This window comes from Pseudomonas sp. AM14(2022), from assembly GCF_036346455.1.
GTDB lineage: Bacteria > Pseudomonadota > Gammaproteobacteria > Pseudomonadales > Pseudomonadaceae > Aquipseudomonas > Aquipseudomonas putida_A.
Map to the genome: position 1 here is coordinate 86,349 of NZ_JAOTNY010000013.1, position 14,813 is coordinate 101,161.

A 14,813-nucleotide genomic window follows, 5' to 3' on the forward strand; every position below is an offset into this window, starting at 1 on the left:
CATGTTACGTACAATCAACTTCATGGGCGTTCGCAACTTTGCGTTCGGCGTCACCGTGTTTCTCACTGTTCTGGCCTTGTTCAGCGTTTTCCACAAGGGCATGAACTGGGGTCTGGACTTCACCGGCGGTACGCTCATCGAGCTGACCTACGAGCGTCCGGCTGACGTCACCAAAGTGCGCGAGCAACTGGCGACTTCCGGTTACCACGAAGCCATCGTGCAGAACTTCGGTGCGACCACCGACCTGCTGGTGCGCATGCCGGGTGAAGATCCGCAGCTGGGCCATCAGGTAGCAGACGCGCTGCAGAAAGTCGGCGGCGACAACCCGGCGACGGTCAAGCGTGTCGAGTTCGTCGGCCCGCAGGTCGGTGAAGAACTGCGCGACCAGGGCGGCCTCGGCATGCTGCTGGCGCTCGGCGGCATCCTGATCTACCTGGCTTTCCGCTTTCAGTGGAAATTCGCGGTCGGCGCCATCGTTTCGCTGATTCACGACGTGATCGTGACTGTCGGTATCCTGTCGTTCTTCCAGATCACCTTCGACCTGACGGTGCTGGCGGCAGTACTGGCGATCATCGGTTACTCGCTGAACGACACCATCGTCGTGTTCGACCGGGTTCGTGAGAACTTCCGTGTGCTACGCAAGGCTTCGCTGATCGAGAACATCAACATCTCGACCACTCAGACCCTGCTGCGGACCATGGCAACGTCGATCTCCACCTTGCTGGCGATCGCTGCGCTGCTGTTCTTCGGTGGCGACAACCTGTTCGGCTTCTCCATTGCCCTGTTCATCGGCGTTCTGGCGGGTACCTACTCGTCGATCTACATCGCGAACGTGGTACTGATCTGGCTGAACCTGAGCACTGAGGATCTGATTCCTCCGGCCAACACCGAGAAGGAAGTCGACGACCGTCCATAACGGCCATCGTTTCTCCGGCTGTCAGCCCGAAAAAGGCGCGAGTTGAACTCGCGCCTTTTTTTATGCTCCAAGGCTGGGAGAAGCGCGGGCGCGTCCCGCATGTGATGGTCAGGAGGTTCATGTGAACAAGTCGTTGCTGGTTGGTGCGGTATTGGGTGCTGTCGGTGTGACTGCCGGGGGTGCTGTTGCCACCTACAGCCTGGTTAAAAGCGGCCCTGAGTATGCGCAAGTGCTGGCCGTTGAGCCGGTCAAAACACAGATCAAGACTCCACGTGAAGTGTGCAAGGATGTTGCTGTAACCCGCCAGGCGCCGGTCAAGGATCAACACCAGATCCTCGGTACCGCGATTGGTGCGGTAGCGGGTGGTTTGCTGGGTAACCAGATCGGCGGCGGTACCGGCAAGAAGATTGCCACGGTCGCTGGCGCGGTCGGTGGCGGTTATGCCGGTAACAAGGTGCAGGAAGGCATGCAGAACCGTGACACCTACACCACTACTCAGACTCGCTGTAACACCGTGAATGACATCAGTGACAAGGTCGTCGGTTACGACGTGCGTTACTCGCTCGATGGCAAGGAAGGCAAAGTGCGGATGGATCGCGATCCGGGCAACCAGATTCCGGTCGACAAGGAAGGCAAGTTGATTCTGTCGCAAAATCAGCCGGGTCAATAACAGTCCGACTGTTTAAAAAAGAAGCACCCTGCGGGGTGCTTTTTTTGTGCCTGCGATTCAAGCCTCACCACAAAGACCCTGTGGGAGCGGGCTTGCTCGCGAATGCGGTCTACCATCCAGAATTAATGTTGGCTGACGCGCCGCCTTCGCGAGCAAGCCCGCTCCCACAGTGGATTCGAGTGGAGGCTGAAATCGCAGGCATAAAAAAAGCACCCCAAAGGGTGCTTTTTGCTTTTCGCAGGAAGCTTAGCGCTTCAGCGAAGCCGGCAGGTGCGGCTGGATCGCCGTCAGTACTGCCTTGAAGCATTTGGTATTGCCGGCAACGATGTGGCCTTTTTCAAGGAAATCGTGACCGCCGGTGAAGTCGCTCACCAAGCCGCCTGCTTCCTGGATCAGCAGGGCGCCAGCCGCCATGTCCCACTCGGACAGACCCGATTCCCAGAACGCGTCGAAACGACCGGCAGCCACGTAGGCCAGGTCCAGGCTGGCGGAGCCGGCGCGGCGGATGCCGGCAGTCTGGCCAACCAGGGCGCGGAACATGCCCAGGTAGTTGTCGAGGTTGTCCATCTGGTCGTCACGGAACGGGAAGCCAGTACCCAGCAGAGCGCCGTCGAGGCTGGTGCGACCGCTGACGCGCAGACGACGACCGTTCAGTTGAGCGCCGCGACCACGGCTGGCGGTGAATTCTTCCTGGCGAACCGGATCCAGAACCACTGCGTGCTCCAGGCGACCACGGTATTTGCAGGCAATGCTGACAGCAAAGTGAGGAATGCCACGCAGGAAGTTGGTGGTGCCGTCCAGTGGATCGATGATCCACAGGTACTCTTCGCCTTCGATGCCGTTACCGACGTGCATGCCGGTCTCTTCGCCCTGGATCGAGTGATTCGGGTAAGCCTTGCGCAGAGCATCGATGATTTTCTGTTCGGCGGCGCGATCGACCTCGGATACATAATCCTTGGCGTCTTTTTCGTCGACCTTGATGGTATCCAGGCGCTCGATGGAGCGGAAGATCAGTTCACTGGCGCTGCGGGCGGCGCGCAGCGCGATATTCAGCATGGGCTGCATGGATGTGTCACCTAAGGTTGTTAAAGAAAGCCGCGCATTCTATCAGAACTTTTCTTCAGGTGAAGGTCGCTGTTCGCTTTCATAGCTTAACGGTAGGCTGTTCTGTAAGATTTGCACCCCTTTCCTGTGTCCGAGAGCGCCTCCCTTGCTGCAGAACATTCGTGTCGTCCTGGTCAATACCAGCCACCCCGGCAACATCGGCGGGGCCGCGCGCGCCATGAAAAACATGGGTCTGTCGCGGCTGGTGCTGGTCGAACCGCGCCTGTTTCCGCATCATGAAGCCGATGCCCGTGCTTCCGGTGCCGGTGACATCCTTGAAAGCGCGCAAGTCGTCGCCACTCTGGAAGACGCCCTGGTCGGCTGCAATCTGGTGCTCGGCACCAGCGCCCGTGACCGGCGCATTCCCTGGCCGCTGCTCGATCCCCGCGAATGCGGGAGCAAAGTGGTCGAGGAAGCGGGGCAGGGCGCACAAATCGCGTTGGTGTTCGGTCGTGAAGACTCCGGCCTGACCAACGAGGAGCTGCAGCGATGTCACTTTCACGTGCACATCCCCTCCGATCCTGAGTTCAGCTCGTTGAACCTCGGGGCGGCGGTGCAGGTGTTGAGCTACGAAGTGCGCATGGCCTGGCTGGCCGCTCAAGGGCAGCCGACCAAGATCGAGAAAGAAGAAGTGGCCTCGGTGAAAAGCGCCGAGCTCGCGACCATGGATGAGCTGGAGCGCTTTTACGAGCATCTGGAGCAGACGCTGGTTGCCATCGAATTCCTCGATCCGGAAAAGCCGCGGCACTTGATGGCGCGCCTGCGCCGATTGTACGGACGCAGCTCGGTCAGCCGGGCGGAAATGAATATTTTGCGTGGCATCCTCACGGAAACCCAAAAAGCGGCCCGTGGTGAGCTTCTTAAGCGGAAGGACTGAATGATGTTTGAGCGTTTGCGTGAAGATATCCAGAGCGTATTCCATCGAGACCCGGCGGCGCGTAACGCTTTTGAAGTCCTGACCTGCTACCCCGGCATGCATGCAATCTGGATTCATCGCCTGGCCGGGATGCTGTGGCGCAACGAGCTGAAATGGCTGGCGCGGCTGGTGTCGAACTTCGGTCGTTGGTTGACCGGGATCGAAATTCATCCGGGTGCCAAAGTTGGTCGGCGCTTCTTCATCGACCACGGCATGGGCATCGTCATTGGTGAAACCGCCGAGATTGGCGATGACGTGACCATTTATCAGGGCGTGACCCTGGGGGGCACCAGCTGGAACAAAGGCAAGCGCCACCCGACATTGGGTGACGGCGTTGTTGTGGGTGCCGGCGCCAAAGTGCTCGGGCCATTCACGGTAGGGGCTGGCGCGAAAGTCGGTTCCAACGCCGTCGTGACCAAAGAGGTGCCACCGGGTGCCACAGTGGTGGGGATTCCGGGGCGGATCATCGTCAAAACCGATGAAGAGCAGGACGCCAAGCGCAAGGCCATGGCCGAGAAGATCGGTTTCGATGCCTATGGCGTCAGCGAAGACATGCCGGACCCGGTGGCTCGCGCCATCGGTCAGTTGCTCGATCACCTGCAAGCGGTGGACGGACGACTGGAGGGGATGTGCGGCGCGCTGAAGGATCTGGGCAGTAGTTACTGTGCGAAAGATCTGCCTGAGCTGCGCGAAGAAGACTTTGCCTGCGTGAAGGGCAAGGATCAGAGCCAGGCCAGCTAAACCGCGGCGCTGCGTTTCGCGAGCAGGCTCGCTCCCACTGGTGAATGCTTTCCAATGTGGGAGCGAGCCTGCTCGCGAAGAACGATCTCGCGGTTGCGCTGGCTGTACGCCGCCAGCCTTTGCTATGATGCGCGCGCTCTTTTGCGGGTAAACCCGACTAAAGCACTAGGTCTTATAGTTGACTTAAATGCTCGGGAATTGCATACTCCCGCCCATTCCGAACTCCGTGGTAATTGTCCATGCGACTGACTACAAAAGGCCGATACGCCGTGACCGCCATGCTTGACCTGGCGTTGCACGCGCAGCACGGGCCGGTGTCCCTGGCCGATATCTCCGAGCGCCAAGGCATCTCCCTGTCCTATCTCGAACAGCTTTTCGCCAAGCTGCGCCGCAGTAACCTGGTTTCCAGTGTTCGCGGTCCAGGCGGTGGTTACCAGCTGTCGCGCGACATGCAGGGCATCCAGGTGGCTCAGGTGATCGATGCGGTCAACGAATCGGTCGATGCTACAAAGTGCCAGGGCCAGGGCGACTGCCATTCCGGCGACACCTGCCTGACTCATCACCTGTGGTGCGACCTGAGCCTGCAGATTCACGAATTTCTCAGCGGTATCAGCTTGGCCGACCTCGTAACTCGCCGTGAGGTGCAGGAAGTGGCCCAGCGTCAGGATCAGCGTCGTTGCAATGGCAAGGCGCCGCGCCTGGACAAGATTGAAGCGTCCGCCGTCGAATGACAGCCAAAGAGCTAGCGGCACGCCAGCCAGCCTGATTTAGGAGATAGTCCATGAAATTGCCGATTTACCTTGATTACTCTGCGACCACCCCGGTCGATCCGCGCGTTGCGCAAAAGATGAGTGAATGCCTGCTGGTCGACGGAAACTTCGGTAACCCGGCGTCCCGTTCCCACGTGTTCGGCTGGAAAGCTGAAGAGTCCGTCGAAAACGCCCGTCGTCAGGTGGCCGACCTGGTCAACGCCGACCCGCGTGAAATCGTCTGGACGTCCGGCGCCACCGAATCCGACAACCTGGCGATCAAGGGTGCGGCGCATTTCTATGGCTCCAAAGGCAAGCACCTGATCACCAGCAAGATCGAACACAAGGCCGTTCTCGACACCATGCGCCAACTGGAGCGTGAAGGCTTCGAGGTCACCTACCTAGAGCCGACCGAAGACGGTCTGATCACCCCGGCGATGATCGAAGCGGCACTGCGCGAAGACACCATTCTGGTGTCGGTGATGCACGTGAACAACGAAATCGGCACCATCAACGACATCGCTGCCATCGGCGAACTGACCCGCTCCAAGGGCGTTCTGCTGCATGTTGACGCGGCTCAGTCCACTGGCAAGGTCGACATTGACCTGCAGAAGCTGAAAGTCGACATGATGTCGTTCTCCGCCCACAAAACCTACGGCCCTAAAGGCATCGGCGCGCTGTACGTCAGCCGCAAGCCGCGTGTGCGCATCGAAGCGACCATGCACGGTGGCGGTCACGAACGTGGCATGCGTTCCGGCACGCTGGCGACCCACCAGATCGTCGGCATGGGCGAAGCGTTCCGTGTAGCCAAGGAAGACATGGCTGCCGAAAACGTGCGCATCAAAGCCCTGAGCGACCGCTTCTACAAGCAGGTCGAGCATCTGGAAGAGCTGTACGTCAACGGCAGCCTGACCGCCCGCGTTCCGCACAACCTGAACCTGAGCTTCAACTACGTTGAAGGCGAGTCGCTGATCATGGCGCTCAAGGATCTGGCGGTATCGTCCGGTTCGGCCTGCACCTCGGCGTCCCTGGAACCTTCGTACGTTCTGCGCGCCCTCGGCCGCAACGACGAACTGGCACACAGCTCGATCCGTTTCACCTTCGGCCGTTTCACCACCGAAGAAGAAATCGACTACGCCGCGCAGAAAGTCTGCGAGGCCGTTACCAAGCTGCGCGCTCTGTCGCCGCTGTGGGACATGTACAAAGACGGTGTCGACATTTCGAAAATCGAGTGGGCGGCACACTGATTTCAAGTCGCCGCGAACCGGCCCTGCGACCCCAGGTTGCAGGGCTTAAAGAGCGACTCTCTGATGAGTGAGGATTAAGCACCATGGCTTACAGCGAAAAGGTCATCGACCACTACGAAAACCCGCGCAACGTCGGCAAGATGAACGCGGAAGACCCGGATGTCGGCACCGGCATGGTCGGCGCTCCGGCGTGCGGCGACGTGATGCGTCTGCAGATCAAGGTCAACGATCAAGGCGTTATCGAAGACGCCAAGTTCAAGACCTATGGCTGCGGTTCGGCAATCGCTTCCAGCTCCCTGGCCACCGAGTGGATGAAGGGCAAGACGCTGGACGAAGCCGAGACCATCAAGAACACTCAGCTGGCCGAAGAACTGGCTCTGCCGCCAGTGAAAATCCACTGCTCGGTACTCGCTGAAGACGCTATCAAAGCGGCTGTTCGCGACTACAAGCAGAAGAAAGGCTTGATCTAAGCATTGCGCGACGAGTAAGGAGTCAACGATGGCTATCAGCATGACAGAAGCGGCTGCTCGACACGTGCGACGCTCCCTCGACGGGCGCGGCAAAGGTGAAGGGATTCGTCTGGGTGTTCGCACCACGGGCTGTTCCGGCCTTGCCTACGTGCTGGAGTTTGTCGACGAGGTGGTTGCCGAGGATCAGGTGTTCGAAAGTCACGGCGAGAAAGTGATCATCGACCCGAAAAGCCTGGCTTACCTGGACGGCACCGAGCTCGATTTCGTCAAGGAAGGGTTGAACGAAGGCTTCAAGTTCAACAACCCCAACGTACGCGGTGAATGTGGCTGCGGCGAAAGCTTCAACATCTGAGGCTTGTCGTGGGTATTCCTTGTCATTTCGCTTTATTCGAGCTGCAACCGAGCTTTCGCCTGGATCTCGAGCAGTTGGCCACGCGCTACCGTGAGTTGGCGCGCGGTGTTCATCCTGACCGTTTTGCCGACGCTTCCGAGCGCGAGCAGCGCTCAGCGCTCGAGCAGTCTGCGCGGCTTAACGACGCGTATCAGACGCTCAAGAGTCCTGCCCAGCGTGCACGCTACCTGCTGACCATCGGCGGGCATGAAGTGCCGATGGAAGTCACGGTCCATGATCCCGAGTTTCTTCTGCAGCAGATGCAATGGCGCGAAGAACTCGAAGACCTTCAGGACAGCGCCGACCTCGACGGTGTCGCGGTATTCAAGCGGCGCCTGAAGGTGGCTCAGGAACAGTTGAACGAAAGCTTCGCAGCCTGTTGGGATGATGCAGCGCAACGCGAACAGGCCGAACGCCTGATGCGGCGCATGCAGTTCCTCGACAAGCTCACCTACGAAGTGCGCCAGTTAGAAGAGCGCCTCGACGATTAACCCAGTGCCGCTCCGGTCGCACGCCTGATATACAGATAAGTCCTGATCACGATGGCCCTACTGCAGATCGCCGAACCCGGCCAAAGTCCTCAACCGCACCAGCGTCGTCTGGCTGTGGGAATCGACTTGGGCACTACCAATTCGCTGGTCGCTGCGTTGCGCAGTGGTCTTTCCGAGCCACTGGCCGACGCTGACGGGCAGGTCATCCTGCCGTCCGCCGTGCGTTATCACGCCGACCGCGTCGAGGTTGGCGAATCGGCCAAACTGGCCGCGTCCTCCGATCCCTTGAATACTGTGCTGTCGGTCAAGCGCCTGATGGGGCGTGGTTTGTCCGACGTCAAGCAATTGGGCGAGCAACTGCCATACCGCTTTGTCGGCGGCGAATCGCACATGCCGTTCATCGACACCGTACAAGGTCCGAAAAGCCCGGTCGAAGTCTCCGCCGATATCCTCAAGGTCCTGCGTCAGCGTGCTGAAGCGACCCTGGGTGGCGAACTGGTCGGTGCGGTGATCACCGTTCCGGCGTATTTCGACGATGCGCAGCGCCAAGCCACCAAGGATGCGGCGAAACTCGCCGGTCTGAATGTGCTGCGTCTGCTCAACGAGCCGACCGCTGCTGCCGTGGCGTATGGTCTGGATCAACACGCCGAAGGCCTGGTCGCAATCTACGACTTGGGCGGCGGTACGTTCGATATTTCGATTCTGCGTTTGACTGGCGGTGTTTTCGAAGTGCTGGCCACTGGCGGCGACAGCGCGCTGGGCGGCGATGACTTCGATCATGCGATTGCCGGCTGGATCATTGAGAGCGCCGGCCTGTCCGCCGACCTCGACCCGGGCGCACAACGCAATCTGCTGCAAACCGCCTGTGCGGCCAAAGAAGCCCTGACCGATGCGGCCAGCGTTGAAGTCGCCTACGGTGACCGGAAAGCGCAGCTGACCCGCGAAGCCTTCGATGCGCTGATCGAGCCGATGGTTGCTCGCAGCCTGAAAGCCTGCCGCCGCGCTGTGCGTGATTCCGGTATTGAGCTGGAAGACGTGCATGCCGTGGTCATGGTCGGTGGTTCGACTCGTGTGCCGCGCGTTCGTGAAGCCGTCGCCGAAGCCTTCGGTCGTCAGCCATTGACCGAAATCGACCCGGATCAAGTGGTGGCCATCGGGGCCGCGATCCAGGCGGATACGCTGGCTGGCAACAAGCGCGATGGCGGCGAACTGCTGCTGCTCGACGTGATTCCACTGTCCCTTGGGCTGGAAACCATGGGCGGGCTGATGGAGAAGGTGATTCCGCGCAACACCACCATCCCGGTCGCCCGTGCGCAGGACTTCACTACTTATAAAGACGGCCAGTCGGCCATGGCGATCCATGTGCTGCAGGGTGAGCGCGAGCTGATCAGCGACTGCCGCTCCCTGGCACGCTTCGAACTGCGCGGCATTCCGGCGATGGTGGCCGGTGCGGCGAAGATTCGCGTGACCTTCCAGGTCGATGCCGACGGTCTGCTCAGCGTGTCTGCCCGTGAACTGGGTTCGGGCGTTGAGGCGAGCATTCAGGTCAAGCCGTCCTACGGTCTGACCGACGGTGAAATCGCCAAGATGCTCAAGGATTCGTTCCAGCACGCCAACGACGACAAGGTCGCCCGCGTCCTGCGCGAGCAGCAAGTCGATGCCCAGCGTCTGATCGAGGCGGTGCAGGGCGCTCTGGAGGCTGATGGCGAGCGCTTGCTCGACGCCGAAGAGCGCATGGTCATCGAGTTGCAGATGCAGGAACTGGCCGAACTGATGAAAGGCACCGATGGTTACGCCATCGAGCAACAGACCAAGCGTCTGTCGCAAGTGACCGATGCTTTTGCTGCCCGCCGCATGGATCTGACGGTGAAAGCCGCTCTGTCGGGGCGCAATCTGAATGAAATCGAGGATATCTGATGCCGCAGGTCATTTTTCTGCCCCACGAGAAGTTCTGCCCTGAAGGGATGGTCGTCGAGGCTGAGCCTGGCACTTCGATTCTCGAGCTGGCTCACGAGCACCACATCGAGATGGAAAGTGCCTGTGGCGGCGTCTGCGCCTGCACCACTTGCCACTGCATCATCCGCGAGGGTTTCGACTCGCTGGAAGAGGCCGACGAACTGGAAGAAGACTTCCTCGATCGCGCCTGGGGTCTGGAAGCGCAATCGCGCCTGGCCTGTCAGGCTATCGTTGGTGAAGAAGACATCACCGTCGAGATTCCGAAATATTCGCTTAACCATGCGGCCGAAGCGCCGCACTGACTGGTAAGACTGTCATGAGCTACGGTTGGAATGATGTTCAACGTATTGCAGAAGAGCTGGCCGAGGCCAAGCCGGGTGTAGACCCGTTCTCTGTCAATTTCGTCGACTTGCAGCAATGGATCAAAGAGCTTCCTGATTTCGACAATACCTCTGGCCGGGTTGGCGAGAAGGTGTTGGAAGCGGTTCAGACGCTCTGGGCCAAAGAATTGGACTGATCGTCCTCGCAGGTTAGGCAATACCCAAGAACCCGCGTATAATTCGCGGGTTTAATTTTTCGCAAATTACCGTTTCTGGAGTTACACCATGGCTGTTCAACGTACTTTCTCCATCATCAAGCCTGACGCTGTTAAAAAAGGCGCTGCCGGCGAAATCGTTACCCGTTTCGAAAAGGCTGGTCTGAAAGTGGTTGCTTCGAAAATGAAGCAGCTGTCCAAAGCCGAAGCTGAAGGCTTCTACGCTGAGCACAAAGAGCGCGGTTTCTTCGGTGAACTGGTTGCTTTCATGATCTCCGGTCCAGTGGTTGTTCAGGTTCTGGAAGGCGAAAACGCTATCGCTCGCAACCGTGAGCTGATGGGCGCTACCAACCCTAAAGAAGCTGCTGCCGGCACCATCCGTGCTGACTTCGCTGAGTCGATCGACGCCAACGCCGTTCACGGTTCGGACTCCGAAGCCGCTGCTGCTCGCGAAATCTCGTACTTCTTCGCAGTTACTGAAGTAACCACTCGCTAAGCATTGCTTTAAGAGTGAAGGTGAATCCATGACTACATCGACTGTTAAAACAAACCTGCTGGGTCTGACCCAGCCGGAAATGGAAAAATTCTTCGACTCAATCGGGGAGAAGCGTTTCCGTGCCGGTCAGGTAATGAAATGGATTCACCACTTTGGCGTCGATGATTTCGACGCCATGACGAACGTCAGCAAGGCCTTGCGCGACAAGCTCAAGGCTATTGCTGAGGTCCGTGGTCCCGAAGTGGTCAGCGAGGACATTTCCAGCGACGGCACCCGTAAGTGGGTGGTGCGCGTGGCGTCCGGCAGCTGTGTCGAGACCGTCTACATTCCTCAGGGCAAACGCGGCACGCTGTGCGTTTCGTCCCAGGCAGGCTGTGCCCTGGACTGCAGTTTCTGCTCCACCGGCAAGCAAGGCTTCAACAGCAACCTCACCGCCGCCGAAGTCATCGGTCAGGTGTGGATTGCCAACAAATCCTTCGGCAGTGTTCCCGCCACCATCGACCGCGCCATCACCAACGTGGTGATGATGGGCATGGGCGAACCGCTGCTGAACTTCGACAACGTCGTGGCCGCCATGCATCTGATGATGGATGACCTCGGTTACGGGATCTCCAAGCGCCGCGTGACCCTGTCCACTTCGGGCGTGGTGCCGATGATCGATGAGCTGGCCAAGCACATCGACGTCTCCCTGGCGTTGTCCCTGCACGCACCGAATGACGCATTGCGTAACCAATTGGTGCCGATCAACAAGAAATATCCGCTTAAGATGCTGCTCGAGTCGTGCCAGCGCTACATGTCCGCCCTGGGCGAGAAACGCGTGCTGACCATCGAGTACACCTTGCTCAAGGACGTCAACGACAAGCTTGAGCACGCCGTGGAAATGATCGAGCTGCTCAAAGACATTCCGTGCAAGATCAACCTGATTCCGTTCAACCCGTTCCCGCATTCCGGTTACGAGCGGCCGAGCAACAACGCCATTCGTCGGTTCCAGGATCAGTTGCATCAGGCCGGCTTTAACGTCACTGTCCGCACCACCCGCGGTGAAGACATCGACGCCGCATGTGGTCAATTGGTAGGGCAGGTGCTGGATCGCACCCGTCGCAGTGAACGTTACATCGCCGTGCGCGAGTTGAGCGCCGACAGCGATCTGGCACAGAACGCCGCGAACACTAACTAAGAGAGGATCTCTATGTCCCTGCGCTTTGCGCTGCTGTTGCTGATGGCCAGCCTGTGTGCTGGTTGTGTCCTGTCGGGTGACTACAACCCGATGAAGACCAGCAAGGGCCGCGACGAAGCGCGTGCCGCCTACGTGCAGCTGGGGCTGGGATACTTGCAGCAAGGGATGACCGAGCGCGCCAAGGTGCCGCTGAAGAAGGCGCTGGAACTGGACGGCTCCGATCCTGATGCCAACGCTGCCCTCGGCCTGGTGTTCCAGGCCGAAATGGAGCCGAAGCTGGCCGACGAACATTTCCGCAAAGCCCTGTCCTCGCGTCCCACCGATGCACGAATCCTTAATAACTACGGCAGTTTTCTCTACGAAGAACAGCGTTACAAGGAAGCCTACGAGCGTTTTGAGCAGGCAGCCGCCGATACCCTGTATCCTGAGCGTTCGCGAGTCTTCGAGAACCTCGGCATGACCGCCTCGAAACTCGGTCAGCGGGATCTGGCACAGCAGCAACTGGAAAAAGCCCTGCGGCTGAACCGTCAACAACCGCGCGCTTTGCTGGAAATGGCTGAGTTGTCCTTCGAAGACAGGCATTATGTGCCCGCGCGTGACTATTACGACCGTTTCAGCCTGCTAACCGAGCAAAATGCACGTAGTCTATTGCTCGGCGTTCGGCTGGCAAAAGTGTTTGAAGATCGCGACAAGGCCGCCAGTTATGGCCTGCAATTAAAACGACTCTATCCCGGTACGCCGGAATATCAGCAATACCTGTCGGAGCAATGATGAAAGCGGCGCATCCCGAAGTTGTAGCAGCGACTCGCGTTAATCCCGGTGAGACTTTGCGCCAGGCCCGCGAAAGCAATGGCTGGTCGCTGGCCGAAGTGGCCCTCAAGCTCAACCTCACCGTGACTTCCCTGAGCAATCTTGAAGCTGGCGCTTTCGACAAGCTGCCAGGGCATACCTTCGCTCGCGGTTACATTCGCGCTTACGCCAAGTTGCTTGGCATGGACCAGACCGTTCTGGTTCAGCAATTCGACCAGTCCACCGGTACCGACTCCCAAGGCAGCAATGTGCATGCGCTGGGCCGTATCGAAGAGCCGGTGCGGGTTTCACACACTATTTTGCGTATTGTCAGCCTGCTGTTGCTGGTCGCGGTCATCGGCGGCGGTTTCGTCTGGTGGCAGGATCAGACCTCGCAGCGCAGCAAGGACGTGACCAGCCTGGCCCCGGAGCACGTTGAAGTCGAAGGCGCCGACGGCACCACACAGATTCACCCGATCGACGAGCCGGAAGACCAAGCCGTTGCCGAAGGTCAGGCCGAGGGCGCAACCGCGCTGGCACTGCCGCAATCGGAAACCACCGCTGAATCGACCGGTGCCGAGCCGGTTGCTCCGGCCACCGCACCCGCCGTCCCGGCTGCAACCACGCCAGCCGCACCGGTTCATATACCGGCCCCGGTTGTGGCGGCTCCGGCGACTCCGGCACCGAATGCCCCGGCCACACCAGCGCCGACGGTCACCGCACCAGTGGTAGCGGCTACCTCTGCGCCGACCGCAGAAGCAGCTGTCCCAGCGGCTGGCGACGGCCAGGTGCAACTGCAGTTCACCGCCGATTGCTGGGCACAGGTCACCGATGGTCGCGGCAAAGTGCTGTTCAGCGGTCTGAAACATAAAGGCGACAGCGTTTCAGTTTCCGGCAAGCCGCCACTGGCGGTGCGTCTGGGTGTGGCTCGCGCCGCACAGGTCAGCTACAACGGCCAACCGGTCGATATCGCTCCGTTCACCAGTGGCGAGACTGCTCGCCTGAAGTTGGGTCAATAAGTCATGCACGGCGAATCTCCAATCAAACGTCGCGTTTCGCGCAAGATCTGGGTCGGTAACGTACCTGTTGGCGGTGATGCGCCCATCGCTGTGCAGAGCATGACCAACAGCGACACCAATGATGTGGCTGCCACCGTCGCCCAGATCAATCGTCTGGAAGCCGCCGGCGTCGACATCGTCCGCGTTTCGGTACCGGACATGGACGCCGCCGAGGCGTTCGGCAGGATCAAACAACTGGTCAAGGTGCCGCTGGTTGCCGACATCCACTTCGACTATAAGATCGCCTTGCGCGTGGCCGAACTGGGCGTGGACTGCCTGCGCATCAACCCGGGCAACATCGGTCGTGAAGACCGGGTGCGTGCCGTGGTCGATGCCGCCCGTGACCGCGGGATTCCGATCCGTATCGGCGTCAACGCCGGCTCGCTGGAAAAAGACCTGCAGAAGAAATACGGCGAACCGACCCCGGCTGCACTGGTCGAGTCCGCGCTGCGTCACGTCGAGCACCTCGAACGCCTGAATTTCCAGGACTTCAAGGTCAGCGTGAAAGCCTCCGACGTGTTCATGGCCGTCGAAGCCTACCGTCTGCTGGCGAAAGAAATCGTCCAGCCGCTGCACCTGGGCATCACCGAAGCCGGTGGATTGCGTTCGGGCACAGTGAAATCCGCCGTGGGCCTAGGTATGCTGCTCGCCGAGGGGATTGGCGATACTATCCGCATCTCGCTGGCGGCCGATCCGGTCGAGGAAGTGAAGGTCGGTTACGACATTCTCAAGTCTTTGCATCTGCGTTCCCGTGGCATCAACTTCATCGCCTGCCCGAGCTGCTCGCGGCAGAACTTCGATGTGGTCAAGACCATGAACGAGCTGGAAGGGCGCCTTGAAGACCTGCTGGTGCCGCTGGATGTCGCGGTGATCGGTTGCGTGGTCAACGGCCCCGGCGAAGCCAAGGAAGCCCATATCGGCTTGACCGGCGGCACGCCAAACCTGATTTACATCGACGGCAAGCCGTCGCAGAAACTGACGAATGACAATCTGGTGGACGAGCTGGAAAAGCTGATCCGCGAGAAAGCGGCCGAGAAGGTCGAAGCTGACGCAGCGGTCATCGCGCGCGGCTGAGCCTGACTGAAAGCCGAACGAATTTAAGGATTT

General features: G+C 59.5%; 18 protein-coding genes. 17 read left to right on the plus strand and 1 reads right to left on the minus strand.

Translation table 11 applies throughout. The annotated features are described in order from the left end of the window. Position 1: 1 nt before the first annotated feature. Both secF and V3W27_RS22710 read left to right on the plus strand, forming a co-directional pair. A complete protein-coding gene (gene secF, locus V3W27_RS22705) occupies positions 2 to 916 on the plus strand; it encodes a protein translocase subunit SecF (protein WP_096795519.1) in 915 nt (304 codons plus the stop codon). Between the two features lie 121 nt (positions 917 to 1,037). Continuing rightward, positions 1,038 to 1,586, plus strand: coding sequence for a glycine zipper 2TM domain-containing protein (locus tag V3W27_RS22710; RefSeq protein ID WP_041071808.1), 549 nt, complete (start codon positions 1,038 to 1,040; stop codon positions 1,584 to 1,586). A 246-nt stretch (positions 1,587 to 1,832) separates the two neighbouring features. Here the strand turns inward: V3W27_RS22710 and suhB are convergent, their stop codons facing one another. Further along, the gene (gene suhB / locus V3W27_RS22715) at positions 1,833 to 2,651 is read right to left on the minus strand and encodes a type III secretion system regulator SuhB (protein WP_003227916.1); all 819 of its coding nucleotides are present in this window, start codon (positions 2,649 to 2,651) and stop codon (positions 1,833 to 1,835) included. A gap of 145 nt (positions 2,652 to 2,796) precedes the next feature. On the opposite strand from suhB, the gene trmJ reads away from it, so the two are divergent. The 15 genes from trmJ to ispG all read left to right on the plus strand — a co-directional run bounded on the left by trmJ (position 2,797) and on the right by ispG (position 14,780). After that, on the plus strand, positions 2,797 to 3,567 hold the full coding sequence (trmJ, locus tag V3W27_RS22720; RefSeq protein ID WP_330207606.1) for a tRNA (cytosine(32)/uridine(32)-2'-O)-methyltransferase TrmJ: 771 nt from the start codon (positions 2,797 to 2,799) through the stop codon (positions 3,565 to 3,567). A gap of 3 nt (positions 3,568 to 3,570) precedes the next feature. Further along, a complete protein-coding gene (cysE, locus tag V3W27_RS22725) occupies positions 3,571 to 4,347 on the plus strand; it encodes a serine O-acetyltransferase (RefSeq protein ID WP_330207607.1) in 777 nt (258 codons plus the stop codon). A 239-nt stretch (positions 4,348 to 4,586) separates the two neighbouring features. Then, entirely contained in the window at positions 4,587 to 5,078 is a 492-nt protein-coding gene (iscR, locus tag V3W27_RS22730; RefSeq protein ID WP_007956690.1) for a Fe-S cluster assembly transcriptional regulator IscR, read from the plus strand. Positions 5,079 to 5,128: 50 nt separating this feature from the next. Then, complete coding sequence (locus V3W27_RS22735) at positions 5,129 to 6,343, plus strand: IscS subfamily cysteine desulfurase (protein ID WP_007964423.1); 1,215 nt, start codon at positions 5,129 to 5,131, stop codon at positions 6,341 to 6,343. An 83-nt stretch (positions 6,344 to 6,426) separates the two neighbouring features. Next, positions 6,427 to 6,813: a Fe-S cluster assembly scaffold IscU gene (gene iscU / locus V3W27_RS22740; protein ID WP_003227907.1), complete on the plus strand. Its 387-nt coding sequence runs from the start codon at positions 6,427 to 6,429 to the stop codon at positions 6,811 to 6,813. Between the two features lie 28 nt (positions 6,814 to 6,841). Then, positions 6,842 to 7,165 (plus strand): iron-sulfur cluster assembly protein IscA, encoded by a 324-nt coding sequence (gene iscA / locus V3W27_RS22745; protein ID WP_003227904.1) that lies wholly within the window; start codon positions 6,842 to 6,844, stop codon positions 7,163 to 7,165. A gap of 8 nt (positions 7,166 to 7,173) precedes the next feature. Continuing rightward, positions 7,174 to 7,695 carry a co-chaperone HscB gene (gene hscB / locus V3W27_RS22750; protein WP_330207608.1) on the plus strand — a complete coding sequence of 174 codons (522 nt, stop codon included), beginning with the start codon at positions 7,174 to 7,176 and terminating at the stop codon, positions 7,693 to 7,695. A gap of 51 nt (positions 7,696 to 7,746) precedes the next feature. After that, entirely contained in the window at positions 7,747 to 9,612 is a 1,866-nt protein-coding gene (gene hscA / locus V3W27_RS22755) for a Fe-S protein assembly chaperone HscA (RefSeq protein WP_330207609.1), read from the plus strand. Beyond that, a complete protein-coding gene (fdx, locus tag V3W27_RS22760; RefSeq protein WP_007964424.1) occupies positions 9,612 to 9,953 on the plus strand; it encodes an ISC system 2Fe-2S type ferredoxin in 342 nt (113 codons plus the stop codon). Before hscA ends, fdx begins: the two co-directional genes overlap by 1 nt. Positions 9,954 to 9,967: 14 nt before the next feature. Continuing rightward, positions 9,968 to 10,168: a Fe-S cluster assembly protein IscX gene (gene iscX, locus V3W27_RS22765; protein WP_047599296.1), complete on the plus strand. Its 201-nt coding sequence runs from the start codon at positions 9,968 to 9,970 to the stop codon at positions 10,166 to 10,168. Between the two features lie 88 nt (positions 10,169 to 10,256). Beyond that, the gene (ndk, locus tag V3W27_RS22770; RefSeq protein ID WP_330207610.1) at positions 10,257 to 10,682 is read left to right on the plus strand and encodes a nucleoside-diphosphate kinase; all 426 of its coding nucleotides are present in this window, start codon (positions 10,257 to 10,259) and stop codon (positions 10,680 to 10,682) included. Positions 10,683 to 10,710: 28 nt separating this feature from the next. Beyond that, positions 10,711 to 11,859 (plus strand): 23S rRNA (adenine(2503)-C(2))-methyltransferase RlmN, encoded by a 1,149-nt coding sequence (rlmN, locus tag V3W27_RS22775; protein ID WP_003227893.1) that lies wholly within the window; start codon positions 10,711 to 10,713, stop codon positions 11,857 to 11,859. Positions 11,860 to 11,871: 12 nt separating this feature from the next. Continuing rightward, positions 11,872 to 12,630 (plus strand): type IV pilus biogenesis/stability protein PilW, encoded by a 759-nt coding sequence (gene pilW / locus V3W27_RS22780; RefSeq protein ID WP_007964430.1) that lies wholly within the window; start codon positions 11,872 to 11,874, stop codon positions 12,628 to 12,630. Then, positions 12,630 to 13,667: a RodZ family helix-turn-helix domain-containing protein gene (locus V3W27_RS22785; RefSeq protein WP_330207611.1), complete on the plus strand. Its 1,038-nt coding sequence runs from the start codon at positions 12,630 to 12,632 to the stop codon at positions 13,665 to 13,667. Before pilW ends, V3W27_RS22785 begins: the two co-directional genes overlap by 1 nt. A 3-nt stretch (positions 13,668 to 13,670) precedes the next feature. After that, positions 13,671 to 14,780 (plus strand): flavodoxin-dependent (E)-4-hydroxy-3-methylbut-2-enyl-diphosphate synthase, encoded by a 1,110-nt coding sequence (gene ispG, locus V3W27_RS22790; protein ID WP_007964434.1) that lies wholly within the window; start codon positions 13,671 to 13,673, stop codon positions 14,778 to 14,780. The last annotated feature ends 33 nt before the right edge of the window (positions 14,781 to 14,813 follow it).